This window comes from Photorhabdus tasmaniensis, from assembly GCF_011189505.1.
GTDB classification, from domain to species: domain Bacteria; phylum Pseudomonadota; class Gammaproteobacteria; order Enterobacterales; family Enterobacteriaceae; genus Photorhabdus; species Photorhabdus tasmaniensis.
Genome location: NZ_PUJU01000042.1, coordinates 1 through 26,218 on the forward strand (window position 1 = coordinate 1; position 26,218 = coordinate 26,218).

At 43.9% G+C, this 26,218-nt stretch carries 29 protein-coding genes; 17 read left to right on the forward strand and 12 right to left on the reverse strand.

From position 1 onward, the window contains the following. Positions 1-95: IS110 family transposase (locus tag C5471_RS24475; RefSeq protein WP_166295733.1), on the reverse strand; the 95-nt coding region annotated here is incomplete at its 3' end. A gap of 582 nt (positions 96-677) precedes the next feature. Between C5471_RS24475 and C5471_RS24480 the strand changes: the two genes are divergently transcribed. From C5471_RS24480 to degS, 4 genes are all read left to right on the forward strand, one after another. After that, the gene (locus C5471_RS24480; RefSeq protein ID WP_242688757.1) at positions 678-1,496 is read left to right on the forward strand and encodes a hypothetical protein; all 819 of its coding nucleotides are present in this window, start codon (positions 678-680) and stop codon (positions 1,494-1,496) included. Beyond that, positions 1,486-1,686, forward strand: a complete 201-nt coding sequence (locus C5471_RS17055; RefSeq protein WP_133815566.1) for a hypothetical protein — start codon at positions 1,486-1,488, stop codon at positions 1,684-1,686. Before C5471_RS24480 ends, C5471_RS17055 begins: the two co-directional genes overlap by 11 nt. Before the next feature lie 66 nt (positions 1,687-1,752). Continuing rightward, the gene (locus C5471_RS17060; RefSeq protein WP_133815567.1) at positions 1,753-1,956 is read left to right on the forward strand and encodes a hypothetical protein; all 204 of its coding nucleotides are present in this window, start codon (positions 1,753-1,755) and stop codon (positions 1,954-1,956) included. Positions 1,957-2,919: 963 nt separating this feature from the next. Continuing rightward, entirely contained in the window at positions 2,920-3,978 is a 1,059-nt protein-coding gene (degS, locus tag C5471_RS17065) for an outer membrane-stress sensor serine endopeptidase DegS (protein WP_133815568.1), read from the forward strand. A 316-nt stretch (positions 3,979-4,294) separates the two neighbouring features. On the opposite strand, the gene murA is transcribed toward degS, so the two are convergent. The 7 genes from murA to mlaF form a co-directional block, all read right to left on the reverse strand. Then, on the reverse strand, positions 4,295-5,548 hold the full coding sequence (gene murA, locus C5471_RS17070; RefSeq protein ID WP_133815569.1) for a UDP-N-acetylglucosamine 1-carboxyvinyltransferase: 1,254 nt from the start codon (positions 5,546-5,548) through the stop codon (positions 4,295-4,297). 51 nt (positions 5,549-5,599) lie between these two features. Next, positions 5,600-5,854, reverse strand: a complete 255-nt coding sequence (ibaG, locus tag C5471_RS17075) for a BolA family iron metabolism protein IbaG (protein ID WP_133815570.1) — start codon at positions 5,852-5,854, stop codon at positions 5,600-5,602. 142 nt (positions 5,855-5,996) lie between these two features. Continuing rightward, the gene (gene mlaB / locus C5471_RS17080; protein WP_133815571.1) at positions 5,997-6,290 is read right to left on the reverse strand and encodes a lipid asymmetry maintenance protein MlaB; all 294 of its coding nucleotides are present in this window, start codon (positions 6,288-6,290) and stop codon (positions 5,997-5,999) included. A gap of 1 nt (position 6,291) precedes the next feature. Further along, complete coding sequence (gene mlaC / locus C5471_RS17085) at positions 6,292-6,921, reverse strand: phospholipid-binding protein MlaC (protein ID WP_133815572.1); 630 nt, start codon at positions 6,919-6,921, stop codon at positions 6,292-6,294. A 22-nt stretch (positions 6,922-6,943) separates the two neighbouring features. Then, positions 6,944-7,459 (reverse strand): outer membrane lipid asymmetry maintenance protein MlaD, encoded by a 516-nt coding sequence (mlaD, locus tag C5471_RS17090; RefSeq protein WP_133815573.1) that lies wholly within the window; start codon positions 7,457-7,459, stop codon positions 6,944-6,946. A gap of 4 nt (positions 7,460-7,463) precedes the next feature. Next, positions 7,464-8,246 (reverse strand): lipid asymmetry maintenance ABC transporter permease subunit MlaE, encoded by a 783-nt coding sequence (gene mlaE / locus C5471_RS17095; protein ID WP_133815698.1) that lies wholly within the window; start codon positions 8,244-8,246, stop codon positions 7,464-7,466. Between the two features lie 10 nt (positions 8,247-8,256). Continuing rightward, on the reverse strand, positions 8,257-9,060 hold the full coding sequence (gene mlaF, locus C5471_RS17100) for a phospholipid ABC transporter ATP-binding protein MlaF (protein WP_133815574.1): 804 nt from the start codon (positions 9,058-9,060) through the stop codon (positions 8,257-8,259). A gap of 228 nt (positions 9,061-9,288) precedes the next feature. On the opposite strand from mlaF, the gene C5471_RS17105 reads away from it, so the two are divergent. From C5471_RS17105 to rnk, 12 genes are all read left to right on the forward strand, one after another. Beyond that, a complete protein-coding gene (locus C5471_RS17105; protein WP_133815575.1) occupies positions 9,289-10,263 on the forward strand; it encodes a calcium/sodium antiporter in 975 nt (324 codons plus the stop codon). Positions 10,264-10,286: 23 nt separating this feature from the next. Beyond that, entirely contained in the window at positions 10,287-11,255 is a 969-nt protein-coding gene (gene kdsD / locus C5471_RS17110) for an arabinose-5-phosphate isomerase KdsD (RefSeq protein ID WP_133815576.1), read from the forward strand. A 17-nt stretch (positions 11,256-11,272) separates the two neighbouring features. Beyond that, on the forward strand, positions 11,273-11,836 hold the full coding sequence (kdsC, locus tag C5471_RS17115; protein ID WP_133815577.1) for a 3-deoxy-manno-octulosonate-8-phosphatase KdsC: 564 nt from the start codon (positions 11,273-11,275) through the stop codon (positions 11,834-11,836). A gap of 20 nt (positions 11,837-11,856) precedes the next feature. Next, a complete protein-coding gene (lptC, locus tag C5471_RS17120; RefSeq protein ID WP_133815578.1) occupies positions 11,857-12,435 on the forward strand; it encodes an LPS export ABC transporter periplasmic protein LptC in 579 nt (192 codons plus the stop codon). Then, positions 12,416-12,952, forward strand: coding sequence for a lipopolysaccharide ABC transporter substrate-binding protein LptA (gene lptA, locus C5471_RS17125; protein WP_133815579.1), 537 nt, complete (start codon positions 12,416-12,418; stop codon positions 12,950-12,952). Before lptC ends, lptA begins: the two co-directional genes overlap by 20 nt. Before the next feature lie 6 nt (positions 12,953-12,958). Further along, a complete protein-coding gene (gene lptB / locus C5471_RS17130; protein WP_133815580.1) occupies positions 12,959-13,684 on the forward strand; it encodes an LPS export ABC transporter ATP-binding protein in 726 nt (241 codons plus the stop codon). A gap of 27 nt (positions 13,685-13,711) precedes the next feature. Beyond that, the gene (gene rpoN / locus C5471_RS17135) at positions 13,712-15,151 is read left to right on the forward strand and encodes an RNA polymerase factor sigma-54 (RefSeq protein ID WP_133815581.1); all 1,440 of its coding nucleotides are present in this window, start codon (positions 13,712-13,714) and stop codon (positions 15,149-15,151) included. Between the two features lie 23 nt (positions 15,152-15,174). After that, the gene (gene hpf, locus C5471_RS17140; protein ID WP_015835763.1) at positions 15,175-15,462 is read left to right on the forward strand and encodes a ribosome hibernation promoting factor; all 288 of its coding nucleotides are present in this window, start codon (positions 15,175-15,177) and stop codon (positions 15,460-15,462) included. Positions 15,463-15,586: 124 nt separating this feature from the next. Then, positions 15,587-16,054: a PTS IIA-like nitrogen regulatory protein PtsN gene (gene ptsN, locus C5471_RS17145; RefSeq protein WP_036837490.1), complete on the forward strand. Its 468-nt coding sequence runs from the start codon at positions 15,587-15,589 to the stop codon at positions 16,052-16,054. Between the two features lie 77 nt (positions 16,055-16,131). Beyond that, positions 16,132-16,983, forward strand: a complete 852-nt coding sequence (gene rapZ, locus C5471_RS17150; protein ID WP_021323560.1) for an RNase adapter RapZ — start codon at positions 16,132-16,134, stop codon at positions 16,981-16,983. Further along, on the forward strand, positions 16,983-17,255 hold the full coding sequence (npr, locus tag C5471_RS17155) for a PTS phosphocarrier protein NPr (protein WP_133815582.1): 273 nt from the start codon (positions 16,983-16,985) through the stop codon (positions 17,253-17,255). The genes rapZ and npr overlap by 1 nt, the downstream gene beginning before the upstream one ends. A gap of 186 nt (positions 17,256-17,441) precedes the next feature. Continuing rightward, on the forward strand, positions 17,442-17,852 hold the full coding sequence (gene rnk, locus C5471_RS17160; protein WP_021323558.1) for a nucleoside diphosphate kinase regulator: 411 nt from the start codon (positions 17,442-17,444) through the stop codon (positions 17,850-17,852). Positions 17,853-17,906: 54 nt separating this feature from the next. Here the strand turns inward: rnk and pmbA are convergent, their stop codons facing one another. After that, complete coding sequence (gene pmbA, locus C5471_RS17165; RefSeq protein WP_133815583.1) at positions 17,907-19,247, reverse strand: metalloprotease PmbA; 1,341 nt, start codon at positions 19,245-19,247, stop codon at positions 17,907-17,909. A gap of 201 nt (positions 19,248-19,448) precedes the next feature. On the opposite strand from pmbA, the gene yjgA reads away from it, so the two are divergent. Further along, positions 19,449-19,988, forward strand: coding sequence for a ribosome biogenesis factor YjgA (gene yjgA / locus C5471_RS17170; RefSeq protein WP_133815584.1), 540 nt, complete (start codon positions 19,449-19,451; stop codon positions 19,986-19,988). A gap of 110 nt (positions 19,989-20,098) precedes the next feature. Here yjgA and tldD read toward each other — a convergent pair whose 3' ends face one another. Genes tldD through yhdP form a run of 3 tightly spaced genes read right to left on the reverse strand, consistent with a single transcriptional unit; the run spans position 20,099 to position 26,211 of the window. Then, positions 20,099-21,544: a metalloprotease TldD gene (gene tldD, locus C5471_RS17175; protein WP_133815585.1), complete on the reverse strand. Its 1,446-nt coding sequence runs from the start codon at positions 21,542-21,544 to the stop codon at positions 20,099-20,101. Positions 21,545-21,556: 12 nt separating this feature from the next. Beyond that, positions 21,557-22,408 carry a deaminated glutathione amidase gene (nit1, locus tag C5471_RS17180; protein WP_133815586.1) on the reverse strand — a complete coding sequence of 284 codons (852 nt, stop codon included), beginning with the start codon at positions 22,406-22,408 and terminating at the stop codon, positions 21,557-21,559. Further along, positions 22,405-26,211, reverse strand: a complete 3,807-nt coding sequence (yhdP, locus tag C5471_RS17185) for an AsmA2 domain-containing protein YhdP (protein WP_166296201.1) — start codon at positions 26,209-26,211, stop codon at positions 22,405-22,407. The genes nit1 and yhdP overlap by 4 nt, the downstream gene beginning before the upstream one ends. Positions 26,212-26,218 lie beyond the last annotated feature (7 nt).

The following is a 26,218-nucleotide window of genomic DNA, read 5'->3' on the forward strand; positions in this document are numbered from 1 at the left end:
TTTTTACGTAGCAGGGCTTTCCCCGAATGATCCTGACAATGGACATGAAAGGAATGCTTGCCGAGATCGATACCAATCAGTGCGATAGTGTTCATGATGATAACCGCTTAAAAAAATAAATCACACGCTGTCAATATATCGCAAACAGGGTGAGGGCGACCATCTTGTATTTATAGATTACTTTCATCGTTTTCTTGATGCCAAAGAGTCTGCGGAATCATTTTTGAACACATTTAAAATATAAATAAGATTTCATAATACCGATACAGTAGGTCTATTCGATTGATTATCTCAAAAGGGCCACTCTGACGTCTGATGAACCGCTTTGTGCTATGCATACCGCAACCCTTACTGTGTAAGGTGTTGGCAAGGTGTATCACTATTTTGAAAAGTTATTTATCAGCCAGTAAAAATAGTAATCTCCGATTTACCGTGGTTTATCGATGATAAAAATCGCCCTCTTGAGCAATACGATGCTTTAAGCCCAGATGATCCGCCATTCTGGTTACGTTAAAAAAGATCCCGGCCAGTGTGAACTGACCTCATAAAGTTGGATAGGTTACATTTAGCGACTAATCATACCTGAGTCCAGAACTACCGGATTCAAGCCATTTAACCTTGGACGCATTAGCCGCAGAACTGGCGGCGCTAACAGTGGAGCTAATGTCTGGGAAATCGTGATCCTCTTCAATTACCTGCATTCCATGAGTGTTTGCAATCTGACCAGAGGGCTTCAAGAAGCCAATAAGCCGGGCACCTCTACCGAAGCCATCTGGAACAAATACGGGGCACTGAGCGCTGTACAACGGGCAGAAATGTTGTCTGACTGTGCCGGGAGTGGTGGGTTATGTACGCTAACCTACCAAGCTGAAATGGAAGGGGGGATAAAAACAGCCGATGCCGTTAGTGGCCTGAGATGGATGTTTAGCTTGTCGGAAGAAGATGCTCATCGTCTTAGCCAGTTTGTGACGACAGAAAACCAGAACGATTTAGGGCTGTTATATAATTCATTGCCCGCCTGGGAAAAAGGTGCCCTGATAGCCAAAGAAGCGGTAGAATCTGCCGGTATTGTTGGTGCAGTTGGTAGTAAGGTTTCAGTTGCTTCGATTGTTGAAAGGAATAAGTCAACTACTAACATAGGGAAAGGAAATAATGTACGCATTAATAATGAATCATCTGTAAGATCAAATAATCAAGTCACTATTTCTGAGTCTCGAGTTGGACATATTTTCCGCAAAGCGGAAGGGCATATTGCTGATACTTCTGAAAATAGAAAATTAATATTGGATGTTGCAAATGATAAAGCGGCTATTTTAGGTGGTGATCGTTATGGTAACAGCTGGTCTGCACGTATGTTACCGGATGGAACTCAAGCTTGGGTTCAAACTCGTGGGGATACAGTGATAAATGCTGGGATAAATAACCCACCTAAATCATATGATCCTCAGACGGGATTATCTTCACTGAAGCCAAGAGGTGATAAAAATGGAAAATAAGATGATTACAATAGAACAAGCTTACAAAGCTATGTTTTATTTTTTGGAGCATGAATACGAACTGACAAAGTCGGATGATATAGGTTGCTTATTGGGATCAATGGATTGGACGATCTGGGATGATTTATCCGGCCCAGCAGATCCAGCTATGTGGGAAGATTGGCTGATCGCTGTCAAACGGACTTTATAATAGATTAGATCCCGACCAGAAAGTCGGGATTTCCCCCTTTGGCTGTCAGTTCATCTCAGCCAGTTTGTGACGACAGAAAACCAGAACGATTTAGGACTGTTATATAACGCCCTGACCGCCTTGGAAAAAGGTGCACTGATAGCCAAAGAAGAGGTAGAATCTGCCGGTATTGGTGGTAAAGTTTCGGTTGCTTCGATTGTTGGGAAGTATTCATCGACGACGTTATCCTTCGCTTATTTTACATTTACCTGTCCTGCCATAACCATTTAAAAGCACAAAAACAGATGTATTAAAGATTTTATATAAAAGACGGATTTAACTATAAGTACAGTTTTCTAGATGACATTAGCCATTAACAGAAAACTTAAAATAAATCAGCGAGAAAAAGAATATTATCTGAAAAAACATAATGGGGTATCTTTATACTACCAAGCTATTTACGAGTTTATTTATGAAGATAAAACAGAGGATGGTAACTTATAAAAGCTGATCAGAATTGCCAGTAAAACAGCTTCAATAAAGATAAAGCGAATATGGTTAACATTGATTAAACGTAAAAAACAATATACCATAATGATTAAACTTAATAAAAAACAAGTGTTAAAAACAGTAAAAACAACGGTTAAAACCTTATTACACCAATTAAAACCAGAGGTTAAAAACCTACTCATCATAAATCTATCAGTGAAAACGAGGAAAATCATTATATTTATTAATGCTTATATACCCTGCAAAAAGACACATAAGAATATATAATGGGTTATTCAGACAATATATTTAAAAAAGAACCGGATTTAATCACGCTTTCAATCTTAAAATTGATTATTTATCAAAAAGTTATATAATTATTCGTAAAAAATAAGAATAACAAAATCCTAAAATAAATGATTTAATCGAATCCGCCTTGCATTTATTGTGTGAATCCGTCCACTTTAAAAATCCTTAATAAATTATTTTTACCTTTAATGATTAAAGTTTTCACCTGTTTTTTTCATGATGCGCTTGCCATTTTTTTCAGATTTTAAAACCACGCTGACAGACAAAACAATAGCTTTTCTTAACGGCTATTTTATCACTTTCAGATAAAGCGTATTTAATCTTACCTTACTAAATACTCAGCAGTGATAGTCGAGGTGCTAAAAGGTCAGCAATCTGAGATACAGAGCAATGCTGTGTTTGCTAATTTCATATGTTATCCTACAGTTATTCACTAACTCACACTGAATAATACCCATGTTTGCCAAGTTACTGCGTTCTGCTTTTTTGGGATTACTTGTAGCTGTAATTTTGCTGATTACCGTTCCATCGCTGCGCCCTAACGGGCTGGTATCTGCAATAATCAGCAACAATAATGATGAAATTCCATTCAGCTTTAATCAAGGTGTCCGCAAAGCAGCACCCGCAGTGGTTAACGTCTATAGCAGTAACATGGGTAGTTTTTCTCATGAAGGCAGAGAAAATCATACCCTCGGTTCCGGTGTCATCATGAGTGATAAGGGTTATATTCTCACCAATAAACATGTCATCAACAATGCAGGACAAATTATTGTTGCACTGCAAAATGGTCATTTTTATGAAGCCCTGGTTATCGGCTCTGATAGCTTAACGGATCTTGCTGTCCTGAAAATTGATGCCGAGAACCTGCCTGTCATTACTATTAACCCAAATAGAGTTGCTCATGTGGGAGATGTCGTTCTCGCCATTGGTAACCCTTACAATTTAGGGCAAACCATTACCCAAGGGATTATTAGCGCTACTGGTCGCGTTGGATTAAGCCCCACCCGACGCCAAAACTTTCTCCAGACCGATGCTTCGATTAATCAAGGTAATTCTGGCGGGGCGTTGATTAATACCCTTGGTGAACTGATAGGTATCAACACATTATCATTTGATAAAAGTGAAAACGGTGAAACACCAGAAGGGCTGGGTTTTGCTATTCCTACCGAACTCGCCACAAAGATTATGCAGAAACTTATTCGTGACGGACGGGTTATCCGGGGCTTTATCGGCATAACATCACAGGAACTTCCACATATTCGCTCTTATAACGGCAATATTAATCAAATTCAGGGGTTACGGATATTCCAAGTTACTCCAAATGGGCCCGCTCAAAAAGCCGGTATTAAGATCGATGATATCATTATCAGTGTAAATAATAAGCCGGCTATTTCTGCGGCTGAAACAATGGATCAAGTGGCTGAAATACGCCCCGGCAGCGTTGTTCCTATCACTTTATTGCGCAATGGGAAAATATTATCACTGCAAGTGACCGTTGAAGAGTTTGAAAGTTAACAGTAATCTATAATGCTTCAGTGAATTACCATTCAATTAAAGAAAATGTTTGTGGACCATATCCAGGTGAAGTTATAGATGGAAAGCTTTCAACCAGTTTATCTTGCTGGATAAAATTGTGAGTGGTGGGAGCAAGTCACATGAGAATTATTTTTAGCGCGCGGGCAAATATGTGTCAAAAACATCCGCATTTGACACTGTATATAGGAACGTCTTTAGCATTAAAGGAAATAAGAAAATTGGCGATTACCGCAGCTACTCGATCACAACCTCTATTTCTTATTTCCAAATTAAGAAAGCAAAATCACTTTTCCGCTTATTTCACGCGTTCAATATCCGCACCAAGCCCACGCAGTTTATCTTCAATATGCTCATAACCACGGTCAATATGATAGATGCGGTCAACAACAGTCACACCTTCCGCAATACAACCCGCCAGAACCAAGCTTGCTGATGCGCGTAAATCAGTCGCCATGACCTGAGCACCAGAAAGCTTTTTAACACCGTGACAAAGCACCGTATTGCTTTCAATTTCAGCATGAGCACCCATACGAATTAATTCAGGGATATGCATGAAACGGTTTTCGAAAATAGTTTCGGTGATCATCCCAACCCCTTCTGCAACCAAATTCAGTAAACTGAACTGTGCTTGCATATCTGTCGGGAAACCGGGATGTGGCGCAGTACGCAATGTCACAGCCTTGGGTCGTTTACCGTGCATATCAAGGCTTATCCAGTCTTTACCAATTTCAATATCAGCCCCCGCCTCACGCAATTTAGCCAATACGGCATCCAGTGTATCCGGTTGAGCATGACGGCAAACAACCTTACCACCGGATATCGCAGCCGCAACAAGAAAGGTACCTGTCTCAATCCGATCGGGTAATACCCGGTATACACCACCACCAAGGCGTTCTACGCCTTCAATGATGATATGGTCAGTACCTGCACCTGTAATTTTTGCGCCCAGAGTATTGAGAAAATTGGCGGTATCTTCAATTTCAGGTTCGCGTGCCGCATTCTCAATAACCGTTGTCCCTTCAGCCAGTGTTGCCGCAGTCATAATCGTGACTGTCGCCCCAACGCTGACTTTATCCATCACAATGCAAGCCCCTTTCAGACGCCCATTAACGGAAGCTTTAACGTAGCCCTCTTCCAGCACAATTTCAGCCCCTAACTGTTCCAGGCCACTGATATGCAGATCAACCGGACGTGCGCCAATCGCACAACCACCCGGTAAAGAAACTTGCCCCTGACCAAAACGCGCGACCAGCGGACCTAACGCCCAAATAGAGGCACGCATCGTTTTTACCAGATCGTAAGGCGCACAATATTGATTTACACCGCGGGCATCTACAAAGACAGAACCATTACGCTCAATTTTGGTGCCAAGGCGATTCAATAATTTGATAGTGGTATCAATGTCTTTCAGTTCTGGAACATTTTGCAACTCAACAGGCTCTTCAGCCAACAACGCGGCGAACAGGATTGGCAGTGCAGCATTTTTTGCCCCGGAAATAGAAACCTCACCCGACAGACGAGTTGGCCCCTTCACACGAAATTTATCCATCTGTGATGACTCTCTTTATATAATTTGCTGTTCGCGGCGAGGCAAACAGCATTAAAAACCGTTGAGTTTACGATCCCGTTTCCAATCATCCGGTGTATAGGCTTTGATTGATAAGGCATGAATACGATTGTCAGCAATGTATTCCATCAAAGGCGCATAAACGGCTTGCTGCTGTTTTACCCGGCTCATGCCAGCAAACACTTCACCAACCACAATAACCTGGAAATGGCTGCCATCTCCGTTAACGATGACTTCATCCAGTGCTAATTTATCCATCAGCACTTGTTTAATCTCATTGGTATCCATAATTGCTCAATTCTGTAGTTAGAAATAATAGACCATCGTCTATCCTAATAGAATCCGACTGACTCTTAAACGATGAAAACGCCCTTGTCACATTTCTGCTTACAAGGGCGCTGATTATACAGATAATTACTGAGATTATCGGCTAGCTATCAATGATAATTTCTTGCAGATCGTAAAGCGTAATCAAGGTGCCAAGCCGTTCACTGACGCCGGAAAAGAGCAGTTTAACCCCTTCTTTTCGCATATGATGTTTAAAACGGATTAAAAGAGCCAACCCAGTAGAATCCACATGCTCAAGCTGTGACACATTGACGCCGTTGATACCGGCCAGTAATTTTTCTTTTTGCTGCCAGAGAGGCCGCAAAGTGTCACGATCCAAAATACCTTTGAGGATCAATATTTGCCCTGTTTTTTCCCAGCTCAGTCTCTCATTCATGTTACTTTTTCTCTTCCAGAGTAATGGGCTGCCGGGCACTGATTTCAAGTTGTTTAGTCAAACCATCAATACCTTGCCGACGTAAGATAGAAGCCCATTCACTCTGCTTAGTTGTAATCATACTGACGCCTTCAGCAATCATATCGTATGCCTGCCAATGACCCGTTTTGCTGTTTTTACGCCACTGAAAATCAAGGCGAACTGGCGGGCGACCATTCGAATCAATGATAGTGACACGAATCGCAACAATATCGTTGTCTCCCAATGGTTTTTCAGGATCAATTTGATAAGTTTGATCGTGATACATTGCCAGAGCCTGCCCATAAACCTGCTCAAGGTAAGATTCAAATGCAGTAAAATAAGCCTCGCGTTGTGCTGGCGTCGAATCTTTATAATAGCTCCCCAGAACTAATGCCCCAGCATATTTGATATGTACATAGGGCAGTAATTCTTCTTTCACCACCTGGCGCAAATAATCTGGATTTTGACTAATCTGTGCCTGACTATTCTTCAAGCGGGTAAACGTCTTTTCTGCCGCATCCTGCATCAATTTGTAAGGGTTCGTCTGATCAACTGCGCTAGCAAATGGCGCAACCACCAACAGCGCCACCATTAATAATCTCTTCAACATAATTGGTTCCTCTTAATGATATTCAATTGTGGGTTGGTGCTGGAGTCTGTTCTGCCCCACTCTGGGCGTTATCGCCCCCCTTATACAAGAATTGACCAATCAGATCCTCAAGTACCATCGCTGATTTGGTATCCTGCACACGGTCTCCCTCTTTCAAGATACGGGTTCCCATATCGGGATCTTCAAACCCCATATTCAGAGCAATATATTGTTCACCCAATAGACCAGAAGTGCGGATGGAAAGAGAACTGGTATCAGGAATGCGGTCATATTGCTCCATGATATCCAGTGCCACCTGGGGTGTATAAGTTTTTTCATCAAGAGAGATAGTTGCAACACGACCAATCACCACACCCCCAATTTTTACCGGTGAGCGCACTTTAAGACCGCCGATATTGTCAAAAGTTGCGTATAAACGGTAAGTCGGTTGGTTACCAACCGATTTAATATCTGCCACTTTCAGGCATAAAAAGACGATTGCAGCCAGTGCAATCAAGACAAAAAACCCAACCCAAATTTCAATTTTCTTGCTTTGCATTGACTTAATTCCCAAACATGAGTGCTGTCAGCACAAAATCCAAACCTAAAACGGCTAACGACGCATGAACTACCGTTCTGGTCGTTGCTCGACTGATCCCTTCTGAGGTGGGGATCGCATCATAACCATTAAATAAAGCAATCCAGGTCACAGTAATGGCAAAAACGACACTTTTAATAAAACAATTAAGTAAATCTTTCTGCCACTCGATAGCAGACTGCATTGCAGACCAGAAGAAACCGCTGTCGATCCCCTTCCAATCAACACCAACCACTGCGCCACCCCAAATGCCTACAGCTACAAAAATCAAGGATAATAACGGCATACTGATAAACCCGGCCCAGAAACGAGGTGCTATCACACGTCGTAATGGATCTACCGCCATCATCTCCAGACTGGAAATTTGTTCCGTGGCTTTCATCAAACCGATTTCTGCGGTTAGCGCTGATCCTGCACGGCCAGCAAACAGCAATGCAGTGACAACCGGCCCCAGCTCACGTAGCAGAGACAGCGCCACCATCATACCAAGGCTGGCTTCTGCGCTGTATGTTGTCAGTATCAGATACCCCTGTAAGCCAAGTACCATGCCAATAAATAACCCTGAAACCATGATAATCAACAATGACCGAACACCTACGCTGTAAAGCTGTTGTCGAAGTAATGGCCATTGTCTGGCAGGTTCTGGCTTGCCAATTATCGCGCTAAACAGCATAAGACCTGCACGGCCAAAAGAGGCGAATACCTCAATAGCTCGCCTGCCAAGCGCCACCAGCGCCTGTGTTAATATCAACATTCCACTATCCTAATAACTCAGTTTTATAATCCCCTGCCGGGAAACGGAAAGGTACCGGCCCGTCAGCAATGCCATCAAGAAATTGCCGTACCCGCTGATCAGCATTAGACTGCAACTGTTGAGCGGTACCCTCGGCAATAATCTGTTGTTCAGCCATAATATAAGCATAATCTGCAATGCTCAGAACTTCCGGCACATCGTGGGAAACAACCACACAGGTCACACCAAGCGCCTTATTCAGTTCGTCAATGAGTTTCACCAAAACCCCCATCGTAATCGGGTCCTGACCAACAAAAGGCTCATCAAACATAATCAGATCAGGATCAAGGGCAATGGCGCGAGCCAGAGCAGCACGCCTTGCCATACCACCGGAAAGTTCAGAAGGCATCAAATTCGCAGCACCACGTAACCCAACAGCTTCCAATTTCATCATGACAGTCGTCTGTATAATTTCTTCAGGCAGATTCGTATGTTCACGCAACGGAAAAGCGATGTTCTCAAAGACATTTAGATCAGTGAATAATGCCCCAGACTGAAACAACATACTCATCTTCTTACGGGCAGCATACAAGCGAGAACGGGATAAAGCAGGAATATTATCACCATCAAACCAGATTTCTCCCTGTTCAGGACGCAACTGCCCGCCAATCAACCGTAATAGTGTTGTTTTCCCTATCCCAGAAGGCCCCATGATTGCAGTGACTTTTCCTTTGGGCACCGCCAGATTAATATCAGCAAAAATCGGACGGTTACCACGGGTAAAATACATGCCACGGATCTCGATGAGATTTGCTGTTTGTTGACTCATTATTGATAGACCTTAACGGTTAATAAATTGGCTTTATATTTGGTTCATATATTAATCATACATACTACAAAAAAGCGGGAGAATTTTCGCCACTAAAGTTGTGACAAATTTTACTTTTCCATCCTCCGCCGTCAGAATATACCCCATCTCACTGAACAAACAATTTTTGTTTAAGAAATCAACCAACGTTAATATTAAATTCGGAATATACCTTACAAGGGACGCTCCATGCTTCTGACCTTTTTACTCTTAATTACCGGGTTGATTTTACTGGTATATGGTTCCGATAGATTAGTATATGGTGCTGCAATTTTTGCCCGTACTCTGGGACTGCCTCCCTTTATTATTGGCACTACCATTGTTGGCATCGGAACGTCTCTGCCCGAATTAATGGTTTCAGCTACTGCCATGCTAGACGGCCAACCTGATATGGCTGTCGGTAATGTTATTGGCTCCAACATTACCAATCTGCTGCTGATAACCGGCGCTGCTGCACTTATTCGCCCACTGGAAGTAAAATCAGAAATGCTGCGGCAAGAACTGCCTTTAATGCTGCTGATCACTGCTTTCTGTGGTTATTTGATGAGTGATAACTATCTCAGCCGGATGGACGGGTTAGTATTACTGGTTTCTGGCATTGCGTATATATTACTGATGATAAAAATGGCTGCTCTGCCACGCTGTGCCGAAGCTGATATTTACACACAAGAGCAGGTTTCTGAATTACCGCTGGAAGGCAATAAACGCATTGCCCTGCTTTGGATACTCTTAGGGTTGATTATTTTACCTATGGCAACCCGTATGGTTATTGATAATGCAACGGTTATTGCCCGCATTTATGGTATTAGTGAATTAGTTATCGGGCTTACTGTGCTTGCAGTCGGCACCAGTCTGCCAGAATTAGCGACCTCTATTGCAGCCGCGTTCAAAGGGGAAGATGATATTGCATTCGGGAATATTATAGGGTCGAATATATTCAATATATCAATTGTTTTGGGCCTTCCCGCATTACTCTCACCAGCAACCATTTCACCTGAATCTTTCCACCGTGATTTTTGGGTGATGATGGTAGCCAGCACAATATTTGCTGCATTTTGTCTGGGTCGTAAACACCGGTTAAACCGATTTAAAGGTGTCCTGTTATTAAGCTGCTTTATCGCTTATTTTATCGTGCTGTTTATTTGCAATTACAGTACTGAATAAACACAAATTAGTAGGAAAAAGAAATGCCTAAGATTGATTTTCAGCAAGCGGGTAAGAAAGTTTTACAGGTAGAACGTGATGGGTTGGCAGAACTTGAACAATATATCAATGAAGATTTTGCCCGCACCTGTGAACTGATATTCAACTGTGAAGGTAAGGTTATTGTCATGGGGATGGGCAAATCCGGCCACATCGGGTGTAAAATTGCCGCAACTTTCGCCAGTACGGGTACACCCTCCTTTTTCGTTCATCCGGGAGAAGCCAGTCACGGTGATCTCGGTATGGTTACACCTAAAGATATCGTTTTGGCCATCTCAAATTCGGGTGAATCCAATGAAATTCTGTCATTGATCCCCGCATTGAAACGCCAAAAAATTCCGCTTATCTGCATGACTAACAATTACAACAGCAATATGGGAAAAGCGGCGGATATCCACCTGTGTATCAAAGTCCCACAGGAAGCCTGTCCGTTAGGTTTAGCGCCAACAACCAGCACAACAGCAACATTGGTTATGGGTGATGCTTTAGCGGTTGCATTGCTCCAGGCTCGCGGCTTCACTGCTGAAGACTTCGCACTATCACACCCAGGCGGTACACTTGGACGCAAACTTCTGCTGTTGGTGAGTGATTTAATGAATACAGGTGATGATATCCCAAGAGTGAATCGCGATGCCTCTTTACGTGAAGCACTGGTCGAAATCACCCGCCAAAAACTGGGTATGACCGTCGTTTGCGATGAAAATATGTATATTGATGGTATTTTTACCGATGGTGACTTGCGGCGAGTGTTTGATATGGGAATTGATTTGTACAATGTCAAAATTTCAGCTGTTATGACCGCTGGCGGTATCCGTATCAAACCAAATGCCCTTGCCGTTGATGCATTAAACTTAATGCAGTCACACCATATCACTTCCTTACTGGTTACCGAGGAAAATAAATTACTTGGTGTATTACATATGCATGACCTGTTACAAGCTGGCGTAGTTTAACCCGAGAGAACATCTTAATGAGCCAATTAGTTTATCTGGATACCTGTTATGGTCCAGTTAATAAAGACATTATTGAAAAAGCCGGTAGAATCCGTCTGCTGATTTGCGACGTTGACGGTGTGATGTCTGATGGCCTGATATATATGGGCAATAACGGCGAAGAATTGAAAACGTTTAACGTTCGTGATGGTTACGGGATTCGCTGCTTGATTACTTCAGGAATCGAAGTCGCTATTATTACCGGCCGTAAGGCAAAATTGCTGGAAGATCGAGCAAACACACTGGGCATTACACATCTTTACCAAGGACAAAGTGATAAGGTTTTGGCGTATAGAGAACTGTTAGATAAACTGGGGCTAACACCAGAACAAGTTGCTTACATCGGTGATGATCTGATTGACTGGCCAGTCATGGAACAAGTGGGCTTATCTGTCGCTGTGGCAGACGCGCATCCACTGCTATTACCAAAAGCACATTATGTCACCCGGATTGCTGGGGGTCGCGGTGCGGTAAGAGAGCTTTGTGATTTGGTGCTTTTCGCTCAGAATAAGCTGGAAGAAGCCAAAGGATTATCAATATAGTAGGTTGAAACGAAACGAGAATGGATAAAATCAAATCCTGGCTGGTCATAATACTGGCGTTAATCACCCTGGCGTTAATTGGCTGGAACTTATCTGATTCAGACGAGACTAACTCATCTTCTGTTACAGATAACAGTCAGCCAACATACCAAAGTCAGGAAACCATAACCTTTGTTTATGATCCTACGGGTAAGCTGACGTATAAACTGGTCGCTGATGACGTCCAGAATTATGCTGAGTCAAAACTTACCTGGTTTACCAAGCCGGTATTAACGACATATGACTCAAACGCCATTGCTACATGGACAGTTCGTGCGAACAAAGCCAAACTGACCAACGACAAAATGCTCTATCTTTACGGAGATGTGCAGGTTGACAGCCTGACTGATACGGCACAATTACAGCGTATTACCACAGAAAATGCTATCGTCAATCTGGTAACTCAGGATGTTTCATCCGACGATCAAGTCACACTGATTGGCGTAGGATTGAAGTCCGTCGGTATGAAAATGCGTGGCAATCTGCGGAACAAAACCGCTGAACTGATTGAAAAGGTTAACACCTACTATGAGATCCAACATGAACAACAAAATCCGTAATGCTGTTATTGCCAGTGCCATTTTCACTGCCAGCCTTCCCGCTCTGGCGCTGAAAGATGATACACAGAAACCGATTTCTATTGCTTCTGTTAAACAATCTCTTGACATAACAAGGAACACTTCTACATTTACCGAAAATGTGATCATTAAACAGGGTTCTATTGATATCCACGCTGACAAAGTTGTTGTAACCCAACCAGACGGTGATTCGAAGAAAATGATTGTTGAGGCATTTGGTAATCCGGTAACTTTCTATCAGCTACAAGATAACGGTAAACCAATCAAAGGCCACGGTTCTAAAATGCGTTACGAAATGGATAAAGAGTTGGTTACACTGACCGGCAACGCTTACCTTGAACAGTTAGACAGCAATATAAAAGCCGACCGTATCACCTATCTGGTCCCAACCCAGCAAATGGAAGCGTTCAGTGACAAAGGTAAACGAGTGACAACCATTCTGTTACCTTCTCAGTTACAACAAGAAGAAGACCCTGCGGTTAACAACAAGAGTAAATAACGAGATATGGCAATACTAAACGCAGAAAATCTGGCAAAAACTTATAAAGGCCGTAAGGTCGTTGAAAATGTCAGCTTAAACGTGAACTCCGGTGAAATTGTTGGCCTGCTTGGCCCTAACGGTGCAGGGAAAACCACGACTTTTTATATGGTCGTAGGCATTGTTTCACGGGATGCCGGGACTATTACCATTGATGGCGAAGATATCAGTCTGCTGCCACTTCACGAACGGGCGCGCCGTGGTATTGGCTACTTGCCTCAGGAAGCTTCTATTTTCCGCCGTCTGAGCGTCTTCGACAATCTGATGGCCGTATTGGAGATCCGTCAGGATCTGACTCAGGAGCAACGGAAGGAACGTGCCGAAGAGCTGATGGAGGAGTTCCATATCAGCCACCTGCGAGACAATCTCGGTCAATCACTTTCCGGTGGTGAGCGTCGCCGCGTAGAGATTGCCCGTGCGCTGGCAGCCAACCCTAAATTTATTTTGCTGGATGAACCTTTCGCCGGCGTAGATCCAATCTCAGTTATCGATATCAAAAAGATTATTCAACATTTGAGAGATTATGGGTTAGGCGTCCTGATCACAGATCATAACGTCCGTGAAACATTGGATGTATGTGAGCGTGCTTATATTGTCAGCCAAGGGCAGCTGATTGCTCATGGCACACCGAATGATATCCTTAATAATGAACAGGTTAAACGCGTTTATTTAGGCGAAGGTTTCCGGCTCTAATTCAGCCAGGAGAATTGATTTAACGCTATGAAGCAAAGTTTGCAACTCAGGCTCAGTCAGCAACTGGCTATGACACCACAGCTCCAACAAGCCATTCGTTTGTTGCAACTTTCTACGCTTGAACTTCAACAGGAAATACAACAAGCGTTAGAAATGAACCCTTTGCTTGAGCAGGATGAAGATCATCAAGAAATTAATAATCAGGAATCTCCTGACAACGAAACTGACGTTATGGATACACTTGATGCCCTGCAACAAAAGGATATGCCAGATGAGTTGCCACTGGATGCCAGCTGGGATGAAATTTATACAGCGGGTACACCTTCCGGTACACGTAATGACTATAGTGATGACGACCTGCCGCTTTACCAAGGTGAAACAGTCCAAACCCTGCAAGACTATTTGATGTGGCAGGCAGGACTGACCCCTTTCACAGAAACAGACGCGGCAATTGCCACATCAATCATTGATGCCGTAGATGATACAGGCTACCTTACTGTACCACTAGAGGATATCCTTGCCAGTATTGGCGACGATCAACTGACTCTGACAGAAGTGGAAACCGTGCTCAAACGAGTGCAACATTTCGATCCTATCGGTGTCGCTGCCCGTAATCTGAAAGATTGTCTACTGATCCAGCTATCAATGTTCCCACCGGAAACACCTTATCTGAAAGAGGCGAAACTGATCGTCTGCGAACATCTGGAGTTACTGGGTAATCGGGATTTCCGCAATTTAATCCGCTTAAGTCGCTTAAAAGAAGATACACTGAAAGAGGTAATTGATTTAATTCAGTCACTTGAACCAAGACCTGGCTTGGCGGTAAACACAGGTGAATCAGAGTATGTCATCCCTGATGTGCTGGTTCGAAAAGAGAGTGAGCACTGGCAAGTAGAATTGAATACAGATAGTATTCCGCGTTTACACATTAATCAGCATTATGCAGAACTTGGGCAACATACACACAATGAAAGTGACAGCCAGTTTATCCGCAATAACCTACAGGAAGCTAAGTGGCTTATCAAAAGCCTGAAAAGCCGAAATGACACTCTGCTGAAAGTGACGCGCTGCATTGTAGAACAGCAACAGGAATTTTTTGAACATGGTGAAGAATATATGAAGCCCATGGTTTTGGCAGACATTGCCTTCCAGGTTGATATGCATGAATCTACCATTTCCAGGGTGACTACCCAGAAATTCCTACACAGCCCACGTGGCATTTTTGAATTGAAGTATTTTTTCTCCAGCCATGTTAATACAGAAAGTGGAGGCGAAGCCTCTTCAACTGCAATACGGGCTTTGGTGAAAAAACTGGTAGCAGCGGAGAACTCCGCCAAACCATTAAGTGACAGCAAACTGACGAGCATGCTAGCCGATCAAGGCATTATGGTTGCCCGACGGACTGTCGCAAAATATCGAGAGTCGTTATCCATTCCGCCATCAAACCAACGTAAGCGTCTGGTTTGAAATGAACAGAGAAGGAAGACAATATGCAACTCAAAATAACTGGCCACAATATTGAAATTACTGATGCATTACGCGACATTATCACTGCAAAATGCAGCAAGCTGGATCAATATTTCGATAGGATCAACCTGACTCAGGTAATCCTCCGTGTGGAAAAGGTACAACAAATCGCCGAAGCCACGGTACATATTAACGGAGGCGAGTTGCACGCATCCTCAGAACATGAAGATATGTATGCAGCAATTGATGGACTGGTCGATAAACTGGCTCGTCAGTTAACCAAACATAAAGATAAACTGAGACAACATTAACAGTTATTTAACAATGGCTGTAGTAAAAACAGCGGAGTTTTGCTGTAAAACAGTGCACAAATACCGGATGCCACAGCTAACCTATGACATCCGGTATCAATTAAGCACCTAAGCGAATAGAAGAATGAATAACCAAGCAGATTTACTACTAAGCTCTGTACTTTCCCTCGAGTGTACGCGCAATAATGTACATTGCTCGAGCAAAAAACGGGCTTTAGAGATTATCAGTGAGCTGGCATCTAAACGGCTTAAATTACCCGAGAATATCGTATTCGAAGCAATATTGACCCGAGAAAAAGTAGGCACTACTGGAATTGGCAGTGGTATTGCTATCCCTCACGGTAAGCTGGATGAAGAAAGCTCAGATCAAGCTGTTGGCGTTTTCCTCAATCTGGAACAACCCATTGCTTTCGATGCCATTGATAATCAACCAGTTGATTTGCTGTTTGCTTTACTGGTTCCAAACGATCAATGCCAGACACACTTACACACATTGTCATTAATTGCCAAACGCCTTGCAGACAAAAATCTCTGCCGTCGTTTAAGATCGGCACAAAGTGATGAAGAACTTTATGCAATTATCACTGAATAGCTGTTGCAATGAATGGAGAGCAACAGATAACAGTGGCTCATAATAATAACCACTGAGAAATTAAGGGGAGTCGTCTCATGGTGCTGATGATAGTCAGTGGCCGTTCCGGTTCGGGTAAATCCGTTGCCTTACGCGCACTGGAAGATATGGGTTTTTATTGTGTAGACAACTTGCCGGTAGTGTTGCTGCCGGAATTAGCCAATACGCTGGCTGACCGAGATATTTCCGCTGCTGTCAGTATTGATGTAAGAAACATGCCGGAATCCCCCGAAGTTTTCGAAGAAGCCCTGACTAAACTACCAGCCAGTTTCTCACCGCAATTACTGTTTCTTGATGCTGACCGTAATACACTAATCCGCCGTTATAGTGATACCCGCCGTCTGCATCCACTATCAAGCAAAAACCTTTCTCTGGAAAGCGCGATTGATCAAGAAAGCGATCTGCTGGAGCCACTTCGTTCAAGAGCTGATCTAATTATCGACACTTCCGAAATGTCAGTCCATGAACTGGCTGAGATGCTAAGGACCCGTCTGCTGGGCAAACGGGAACGTGAGCTGACAATGGTCTTTGAATCTTTCGGCTTCAAGCATGGCATTCCAATTGATGCCGACTATGTTTTTGATGTACGTTTCCTGCCAAACCCACACTGGGACCCAAAGCTGCGGCCAATGACGGGTCTTGATCGTCCCGTAGCCGCTTTTCTCGACCGCCATACAGAAGTGCATAACTTCATCTATCAGACCCGCAGTTATCTTGAACTTTGGCTGCCCATGCTTGAAACCAATAACCGCAGTTATCTGACCGTGGCTATTGGCTGCACCGGCGGTAAACACCGTTCTGTTTATGTGGCAGAGCAGCTGGCTGACTATTTCCGCTCCCGTGGCAAAAACGTACAGTCACGCCACCGTACTCTTGAAAAGCGGAAATAATGACTGTCAAGCAGAAACTTGAAATCAAAAACCGGCTGGGAATGCACGCCCGGCCAGCAATGAAGCTGTATGATCTGGTACAGCTCTTTGAATCTCATGTTGTCTTGCGCAATGATAGCCATGTTGAAGCTGAAGCCAGCAGCGTGATTGCCATGCTGATGCTGGATTCGGAAAAAGGCAGCTATATTGAAGTTGAAGTCAGTGGCCCAGATGAAGCACAGGCTCTTGCCGCTATCATTAATCTATTTGATGCAGGATTTGACGAAGAATAACCTCCCCCTCCCCTCTGGCTTATCATGTTCTTAACTGCTTTCATTAGCAACACAAAACAGTTCGTGATCATGATCTCTTTCTTTTCCAGTAAGAACAGCCTACTATCAGGTTAATCATTTTAAATAACACCCCCCTCCTCACGGTGCGGGGTGTTATTTTGTGTTGGATTCCATTTGGAGTGTGGTATGACTAAACCAGCAATTATCATCAACGAATTAGACGCAGAACGTTTAGATTCCCTGTTGGAACAGCCAGCGTTTGCAGATACTAGTATCGCTGACGCTTTGAATGAGGAGCTGGATCGTGCAGAGATTGTACCTCCAGCAGAAATTCCATCAGATGTTGTGACTATGAATAGCCGGGTTCGCTTCCTTGATCTGACAAGCAGTGAAGAGCGGGTGCGCACTCTGGTTTACCCTGCGTCACTGCAAGACAGTTCAGACCAGCTTTCTGTTATGGCGCCTCTGGGAGCAGCATTATTGGGCCTTCGTATTGGCGACGAAATCAGTTGGAAATTGCCAAACGGCGAAGAAACCCGGGTCAAAGTATTAGAATTACTTTACCAACCAGAAGCTGCCGGTGAGCTCCACCGTTAATTCAGCCAGCCCATTTCAACAGGGCTGGCCACGGTAACCGAATCTGAGTATCCCTTATTGACCAGCGATACTCATTTCCGGCAGTAATACTGAACCACATTGGATATTACTGCGAGTTTCAATATCATTCCCAATAGTGACCATATTGGCCCACATATCTTTCAGATTACCCGCAATAGTAATCTCACTGACAGGATACTGAATCTCACCATTTTCTACCCAAAAACCGGCGGCACCACGGGAATAGTCACCCGTTATTACACTGACTCCCTGCCCCATCAGTTCAGTAACCACTAATCCCGTTCCCATCTGACGCAGTAAACCAGCAAAATCTTCACCTTGCCCTGCAATGCACCAGTTATGGATCCCACCAGCATGGCCTGTACTTGCCATTCCCAATTTACGGGCAGAATAATTTGTCAAAAGCCAAGTCTGTAATACGCCATCTTTAATAATATCCCTGTCACTAGTGCACACACCTTCGCTATCAAATGGAGAGGATGCCAGCCCTGCCAACAAATGTGGACGCTCTTCAATCGTCAGCCATGATGGCAGGATTTGTTTGCCCAGATGATCAAGCAGGAAAGAGGACTTACGGTAAATACTGCTACCACTAATAGCACCAACCAAATGACCGAAAAGACCCGTTGCAACTTCCGCAGCAAACAGCACAGGTGCTCTCATAGTCGGTAATTTACGTGGAGATAAACGGGATAACACACGGCGAGCACACTCATGCCCAACCCACTCCGGCGATTTTAAATCTTCAATACGACGACTAATGGTATACGCATAATCCCGTTCCATATCGCCATTAAATTCAGCAATCACACAACTCGACATCGAATGACGGCTAGAGCAATAGCTTTGCAACATACCGTGACTGTTGCCAAACACCCGGATACCATAATGGCTATTAAAACTACCGCCCTCAGTATTGGTAATACGTTTATCTACCTGTAATGCTGTTTGTTCCGCGCGGGCAGCCAGTTCAATTGCTTTATCAGTATCCAATTCTGTTGGGTGGAACAAATCAAGATCTGGCGCATCAAACGCCAGTAACTCTTTATCCGCCGGACCAGCACAGGGATCCTGAGAAGTATAACGGGCAATATCAATCGCAGCCTGAACAGTACGGGCAATAGCATCCGAACTTAAATCTGTTGATGATGCACTGCCTTTACGTTGCTGATGATATACAGTGATCCCTAGCGCACCATCACTATTAAATTCTACATTTTCTATTTCGCCAAAGCGGGTACTGACACCAATACCCGTTGTTTTATTAACAGCAACTTCCGCAGCATCACAACCCGCTGTTGCCAGTTCTAATGCCTGTGAAACTGCATTTTCCAGTTGTTTGCGTTGTTCCGCGATTTGATCAGTGATTTTCATTAATTACCCGTAATTTGATGAATAAAGGGAAAATCTGTCAGGAAAACAGAACCATTTTATCTACACAGTCAATGCCGAGTGGTAATCAGGTGTTTTTCCCAGTTACAATACCCAATATTAGGATGTTAACACCCACCGGGCTACAGGTCATGCTCCAAAAATCAACCTGCCAGATCCGGCCTTTTTAAAAGGAAAACCACCATGGCAAAGCAGCCTGAAGATTGGCTCAATGATTATCCTGCTGAAGAGGAAGAAGAAGAAATAATTTGGGTCAGTAAAAGCGAAATTAAACGTGATGCCGAGGCATTGAAAAAGCTAGGTGCAGAATTGGTTGATCTCAGCAAAAATGCGCTTGAACGCATTCCGTTGGATGAAGATCTGCTGGCAGCCATTGAACTTGCACAGAAGATAAAAAGAGAAGGGCGCCGTCGCCAATTACAATTAATTGGTAAAATGCTGCGTGCCCGGGATGTCGAACCAATTACCATTGCACTCGATAAACTGAAAAATCGTCACAATCAGCAAACCGCTCTGTTCCATAAGTTGGAAGAATTACGTAATAAATTGATTGATGGCAATGATGATGTTATTGATGAAGTTGTGGAATTATTCCCACAAACCGATCGCCAGCAATTGCGTACGCTGATCCGCAATGCTAAAAAAGAAAAGGCGGCTAATAAGCCACCTAAATCTTATCGTCAGATTTTCCAGTATCTTAAAGATATGGCCGAATCAGCCTAACTACCTAAAACATACAAGACGCTCATTCTGTTAGGGGAAAATATTAACGCCAAGTTCCCCTTCCAGTTACTCTTCTGCGTCTTCAAACAAGAGTATTAATCAGCCAAAAATCAGGCAGTTCCTCCAACGGTCAAGTTGTTCAGCTTCAAAGTAGGCTGACCAACACCAACAGGAACGCTCTGGCCCTCTTTGCCACAAACCCCAACACCTTTATCCAGTTCAAGATCGTTTCCTACCATAGAGATCTGCTTCATCGCCTCAATACCGGAACCGATAAGGGTCGCACCTTTCACTGGCTTGGTAATCTTGCCGTTCTCAATCAGATAAGCTTCAGATGTCGAGAACACGAATTTACCGGAAGTAATATCCACTTGGCCGCCACCAAAATTTGGCGCATATAAACCATTTTCTACACTAGCGATGATCTCTTCCGGTGTGGAATGACCCGCCAGTAAATAGGTGTTAGTCATACGAGGCATAGGCAGATGGGCATACGATTCACGGCGGCCATTGCCCGTCGGCGCAACCCCCATCAAACGTGCATTCATTTTGTCCTGCATGTAACCTTTAAGAATGCCATTCTCAATCAATACATTGTATTGCCCAGGAACACCTTCATCATCAATTGCCAATGAGCCACGACGACCTTTTATCGTGCCATCGTCAACCACCGTACAAAGTTCAGAAGCCACTTTCTCACCAATCTGCCCCGAGAATACGGAGGTACCACGGCGGTTAAAATCGCCTTCCAGCCCATGACCAACAGCTTCATGCAGTAGTACTCCCGGCCAGCCAGCTCCCAGAACAACTGGCATTGTACCCGCCGGTGCGGCAACAGCGGAAAGGTTCACCAGCGCCATACGAACCGCTTCACGCGCAAATTGTTCTGCGCGGATCTGACCATTCATCATGTCCAGAAAATATTCATAACCGTAACGACCACCACCACCGCTAGTACCGTGTTCACGTTTACCGTTATCTTCCACCAATACAGAAACAGATAAGCGCACCAGCGGACGAATATCGGCAGCCAAGGTGCCATCAGTTGCTGCAACCAATACCCGCTCGTAGACCCCTGTCAGGCTGGCATTGACTTCTTGCACTCTTGGATCTTCAGCACGAGCGACCTGATCCACACGATGCAATAACGCAATCTTTTCTTCACGGGAAAAACTTTGCAACGGATCAATTGCCGCATAAAGTTGGGAATAGGCCACTTCTCCAAGAGTATGGACTTTGCCACTTCCTTTTTCATGGACGATGCTACGGGCAGCTTGTGCGCTTTGTTGCAACGCATTCAATGTGATCTGGTCTGCATAAGCAAACCCCGTTTTCTCACCACTGATGGCCCTAACGCCAACACCCTGATCAATATTATAGGAACCATCCTTAATAATCCGATCTTCCAGCACCCAAGATTCATGATAGCTGGACTGAAAATAGAGATCGGCATAATCCAGCCGACGTTCAGCCAGTTGACCAAGTACTGAAAACAGATCTTGATGGCTTAATTTATTTGCAACCAGTAAATGCTCACTGACAGAAGTTAAACTCATAATTGATACTCTTTAATTTGCTGTATTCTTTTCAATCAGGGAAGTCAATTGCGGCCGGAAGCGATTATGTTTCACCACTCTCATCTGCTCACGCATAATCTTCAGGCTATCCACCCTGACATTCAGTTGTAATGCACTGACTGCATCTGGGTTTTTCTTAATGACTTTCCCCCAGCCGTCTACCACCATTGAGTGGCCCCATGTCTGACGGGTTCCGTGGACACCAACCTGAGCAGGTGCCAACAGAATACACTGGTTTTCAATAGCGCGGGCCCGTAACAATGGCTCCCAATGTGCTCTTCCTGTTAAACGGGTAAATGCGGCAGGAACAGATATCAACTCAGCACCTTGCTCACGCAAAGCCTGAAACAACCCGGGGAAACGCAGATCATAGCATATGGTCATACCAAGACGACCAACCGGTGTATCCACGACAGTAATACGTTCTCCGCGCTGGAAAATAGACGATTCGTTATATGAGCCATGTTCATCATCAATATTGACGTCAAACATGTGGATTTTGTCGTAACGAGCACGGATTTCACCCTGATCATCAAACAACAGACTGCTACTGGTGATCCGTTCAGGATTTTCACGACTGATAAGCGGCATAGAACCGATCAATAACCAGACACCATAACGACATGCAATCTCACTGACGGCCTGCTGCAAAGGCCCTTTTCCTTGCTGTTCTGCATGATGACGATAGCTGGCAGCATTCGCAAACAACAATGCGTTTTCCGGGGTCATCACAAGCTTAATAGTATCCGGCAACGGCTTAATTTGTTGTTCAATTTGCGCCAAATTATGTTTGATATTCTCACCGCTACATAACTGCAAGAGTGCAACATTGACGTTTCTCATGTTCCTCTATTCTCCTTAAGCTGACGCAGGACTTCATCAATTTTCGGTTGTTCAAGATTACCCGTAATCCGGTAACGAATAACCGATATCTTATGCCATAACGGCCCCAAAACCTTAGTTGCTGCGAATAATGCAGCACCGGCTACCGGATTGATAACAAAAGCCGTTGCTACACCGACAGTAGCAGAAATTTCTGGCGTGACGATGGCTTCTATATTGATCTGTTGGCGAACAAGATCAATCTCTCCTTTCGTTATCACATCAGCAATCAGTCCATCGATCCGTAAATTTTTAGTCTTGAGTATCCCATTATTTACTGAAATATCACCACGGAGTGAATCAAATTCAAAATCCTGGCTAAAAGTATCACTAAAATCGAGCTGCAATTTACGCAACAAAGCATCAAAACTGACCAATTTTAGTAACTGACCAGCACTTCCTCCTCCCAGTTTCTCAATAGCACCTTTACCTAAATCGCTTTTAAGATGGCCATTCAGTGTCTGTAAATCGGGTTTCCACGGTGTATCCCGCCAGTTAAAATCAAAACGGAAAGTAAACGGTGACTTCACAATCGGCACGACGATACCAAGGTAAGATGCCATCTCATCAAATTTTTCACCGGAGAATTGCCCCATAAGATGAGTATTACTCCCTACAGCACTTTCTTGCCAACGACCGGCCAAATTCAGTTTACTGGCGCTGTTTTCCACCATTCCATCTCTTAATATAAGCGAATTACCTTCGGGTATCAGGGAACCAGACACTTTCCCAAGTTTCAACCCCATAATCCAACACTCAGAGCAGACAATATCTAATGAAGGCCATTGGTTCAGCGAATAACGCTGAGTTGTACCTGTTTGAGATTGCTTAGATAAATCTGATTCAGGTTGCTGAGGGCTATATTGCAGAGGGTTATAGTAAAGATGGCTCAAATTCAGCTGCCACGGGCCACTATTACGCATATTAAGCTTACCGTTGATTTCCTGACCATCAGCACTAACCTGTGTTCCCCAGGGCTGTTGTTCTATATCTAACGATAACTGATTCCAACGCTGTCCCCCCACATCCAATGACGGAAGCGACACACGCAGATGTTGTGGCAATATTGCCCTTCCTGCAAATGAAGAACTTGAAGTCAGAGGCGCAATTAGCCCTAACCACTCTTCACCCTCAATTGCCGGAAGATTCAATGCCAATAACGATTTTTCAGGTAAGTCAGGAATTTTGTCACTGTTACTTTGTAAAATTCCCCGTGACAGTTGAGTACTTTTCTCTGCCAAACTCCATTGAGTATTAAACGCATACTGCTTACCTAACGTCCCTTTTACCCGCAGCTGAGCCATATCACCATCAGCCAGAATATGAAGCACTTTCAGTTTACGCAGTTCATCTGCTCTCAAGACAGATAAATAGCTATCTACTTGTGACAAATCAGCATCGATTTTCACATCATATTGGACCTTACCCTGAAACGGTAAACTAACGCCTACTTTCCCGACCCAGTCAACGGAACCAGAAAGCGTTTTAGCAACTGCTGGTGGTAGTTCAGGTAATTTTGCCACAGCCCAATGGGCATTCAGACCAACATTTACCCGATAATTTTTTGATAAGTTCCCAGTAGAAAAATCAACAATAACAGGCTGTCCAAACCATTGCACTGATAATTTGTCACTTTGTAAATTACCATTATCAAAGCGGAACCGGCCACTGACATTTTTCATTTCACTGCCCAGCGGCTTAATCAACAAATGGTTATCTTTTAAAGTGACCTCACCACTGGCATTCACATTGCCACCATTGAGTGGAATATCCAAATGCAAATTACCCGCAACCTGACCACCAATCTGTAATGTATTAAGCGTTTCACCAACAGAATCCGCTAACGGGCTACGGGTAAAATATTCATGAATATCTTTACCATCCCCCAGAATATCGGCATCGATTAACAATTTCTTTCTACTATAATCAGAAATTACCGCTGAAACATTATTGGCTTTCACTTTACCAAGCGCAGTTTGCGCAGCCAGCATCCACAAACCGTTATTATGGAAATTAAGATCAATATTAAGATCCAGCAGCGCAGGCCAATTTGGTTGATATTGGAAAGTAGCATGACGCAGGGGAGCAAAAACCTGAAACTGACCATCATTCTTTACAAATGGGAAACCTTTGGGATTACCTTGAAAAACAAAAGTTGCGTTTTCTATTTGCCCTTTAATAATTGAAGCGGTCAGATAGTCAGTCAGAGATGTCCCCATCAAAGGCTCAGGAAAATATCTCCAGGCATCACCCGCATCATAAACCCGTACTCCCGCCAGAATACTCAGCGCCGGAGGCTGCTCTTTTGGTTGTTGATAACGAAAATCACCACTGACCCACAATGATTTCGCCTGCAAATCCAACCCCTGACTCCAAAGCTGTAAACCTCGCTTATCCTGCCGCCAAAATATTTCTCCATGACTTTGGGATATCTCAAACGGTGCCAGGAACACATCGCGATAATCAGCTACGCTATCTTTCAAAGCAAAGTTAAGTTCGCCTTGCTGCAAGCTACCGTTGAGAGAACCAGAGAAATTATCAATAGAAGGCAGCCCCTGCCAGCGCTGCCAACTCACATCCTGCCATTGCATACTCATTTGGAAATCATCTGCAATTTCCGGTGTTATATCGAGAGCGAGATGATTTACCAATCCTTGCGGCTGGCGACGCTCCCAATCTCTGACAACATCAGGGGTCAAAAAAGAGAAAGTGGGTAAAATGTTGCTCAACCGTTCAAGTTGAATATTTTCTGCCCGGATACGCCAATGATCTTTACCATCGTATTTCTTGGTTTCTGGCAAATAGAGCACAGATGCCTTGCCTGATGGCCATTGCTGACCGTCAGTAGCCAGGCTTGCCAATTCAGGTGCATCAAACAACCAACCATCATCCTGGCGGCGCATCCGTAACACCAGATCACTGACAGAAAGACGGTGAAATTTGTCAGCAACCTTCCAGTTAGCTTCTCCCTGCCGTAGTTGCAGTTGACCACCATCAATTCGCCCATCTTTGAGCGTAATCCAGCTAGATAAACTAAATTCAGCATCTTTCAGCCCAGTATTATCCTGCAACCAATGGCTCAACCACGGATGCATATCAACATTATCGGCCTGTAAATAAATAGTACCGTTATCCAATACGCCATGAGTGTCACGTAAATCAAATTTAACCTGTACATTTCCATGCTGATTATTAATAGAAGAAAGGCTAATTTCCCCTTGAGCACGGTGGCGGTTATTTTTATTCAGCCAGGTTAATTGTGGTAATAGCAGATCAGCCCGTTCACCGGAGGGGGTAAGAAAAGTAATGCGGCTATCTTGCAGATTAAAATGATCAAATTGTTCGAGAAACAGATTAGAAAACGTATCTGATTGGGAAAACATATTACCGCGTTGATCATCAAGCAACGGTTGATGGTAATCCACCTGTAATTGATAAAAAGTCAGATCGCGAAAATTCCAGCGCATTCTCAACAAAGATAACCAGATATCCAATGCCACCGTGATTTTTTTTGCCTTCACATCTGCACTGGCCGTTTTCACATCGATATCACGTAATTCAAGAACAGGCCCAAAAGATTCCCATTTTCCTGCAATATATCCAACATCAACAGGTACACCGACAATTGACTCAACTGTAGCAAGCAATTGCGGACGATAACCATTAATATGCGGCAGCAGAAAACGTAACCCACTAACAAGCAAAGCCATAATAATAATGACTATTGCGGCTGTCGCTAATAATACTCCCGGCAGTCGCCTCACACGCATC

Excerpts from the sequence above, each read along its gene's own strand:
- kdsC (WP_133815577.1), top strand. The coding sequence starts at position 11,273 with ATGAGCCAATTAGTTTATCTGGATACCTGTTATGGTCCAGTTAATAAA.
- pmbA (WP_133815583.1), bottom strand. The coding sequence starts at position 19,247 with ATGAAAATCACTGATCAAATCGCGGAACAACGCAAACAACTGGAAAAT.
- C5471_RS17055 (WP_133815566.1), top strand. The coding sequence starts at position 1,486 with ATGGAAAATAAGATGATTACAATAGAACAAGCTTACAAAGCTATGTTT.
- mlaD (WP_133815573.1), bottom strand. The coding sequence starts at position 7,459 with ATGCAAAGCAAGAAAATTGAAATTTGGGTTGGGTTTTTTGTCTTGATT.
- mlaB (WP_133815571.1), bottom strand. The coding sequence starts at position 6,290 with ATGAATGAGAGACTGAGCTGGGAAAAAACAGGGCAAATATTGATCCTC.
- C5471_RS17105 (WP_133815575.1), top strand. The coding sequence starts at position 9,289 with ATGCTTCTGACCTTTTTACTCTTAATTACCGGGTTGATTTTACTGGTA.
- hpf (WP_015835763.1), top strand. The coding sequence starts at position 15,175 with ATGCAACTCAAAATAACTGGCCACAATATTGAAATTACTGATGCATTA.
- yjgA (WP_133815584.1), top strand. The coding sequence starts at position 19,449 with ATGGCAAAGCAGCCTGAAGATTGGCTCAATGATTATCCTGCTGAAGAG.
- npr (WP_133815582.1), top strand. The coding sequence starts at position 16,983 with ATGACTGTCAAGCAGAAACTTGAAATCAAAAACCGGCTGGGAATGCAC.
- murA (WP_133815569.1), bottom strand. The coding sequence starts at position 5,548 with ATGGATAAATTTCGTGTGAAGGGGCCAACTCGTCTGTCGGGTGAGGTT.
- mlaF (WP_133815574.1), bottom strand. The coding sequence starts at position 9,060 with ATGAGTCAACAAACAGCAAATCTCATCGAGATCCGTGGCATGTATTTT.
- mlaC (WP_133815572.1), bottom strand. The coding sequence starts at position 6,921 with ATGTTGAAGAGATTATTAATGGTGGCGCTGTTGGTGGTTGCGCCATTT.
- ptsN (WP_036837490.1), top strand. The coding sequence starts at position 15,587 with ATGAATAACCAAGCAGATTTACTACTAAGCTCTGTACTTTCCCTCGAG.
- rapZ (WP_021323560.1), top strand. The coding sequence starts at position 16,132 with ATGGTGCTGATGATAGTCAGTGGCCGTTCCGGTTCGGGTAAATCCGTT.
- kdsD (WP_133815576.1), top strand. The coding sequence starts at position 10,287 with ATGCCTAAGATTGATTTTCAGCAAGCGGGTAAGAAAGTTTTACAGGTA.
- nit1 (WP_133815586.1), bottom strand. The coding sequence starts at position 22,408 with ATGAGAAACGTCAATGTTGCACTCTTGCAGTTATGTAGCGGTGAGAAT.
- degS (WP_133815568.1), top strand. The coding sequence starts at position 2,920 with ATGTTTGCCAAGTTACTGCGTTCTGCTTTTTTGGGATTACTTGTAGCT.
- lptC (WP_133815578.1), top strand. The coding sequence starts at position 11,857 with ATGGATAAAATCAAATCCTGGCTGGTCATAATACTGGCGTTAATCACC.
- lptA (WP_133815579.1), top strand. The coding sequence starts at position 12,416 with ATGAACAACAAAATCCGTAATGCTGTTATTGCCAGTGCCATTTTCACT.
- lptB (WP_133815580.1), top strand. The coding sequence starts at position 12,959 with ATGGCAATACTAAACGCAGAAAATCTGGCAAAAACTTATAAAGGCCGT.
- ibaG (WP_133815570.1), bottom strand. The coding sequence starts at position 5,854 with ATGGATACCAATGAGATTAAACAAGTGCTGATGGATAAATTAGCACTG.
- rpoN (WP_133815581.1), top strand. The coding sequence starts at position 13,712 with ATGAAGCAAAGTTTGCAACTCAGGCTCAGTCAGCAACTGGCTATGACA.
- tldD (WP_133815585.1), bottom strand. The coding sequence starts at position 21,544 with ATGAGTTTAACTTCTGTCAGTGAGCATTTACTGGTTGCAAATAAATTA.
- rnk (WP_021323558.1), top strand. The coding sequence starts at position 17,442 with ATGACTAAACCAGCAATTATCATCAACGAATTAGACGCAGAACGTTTA.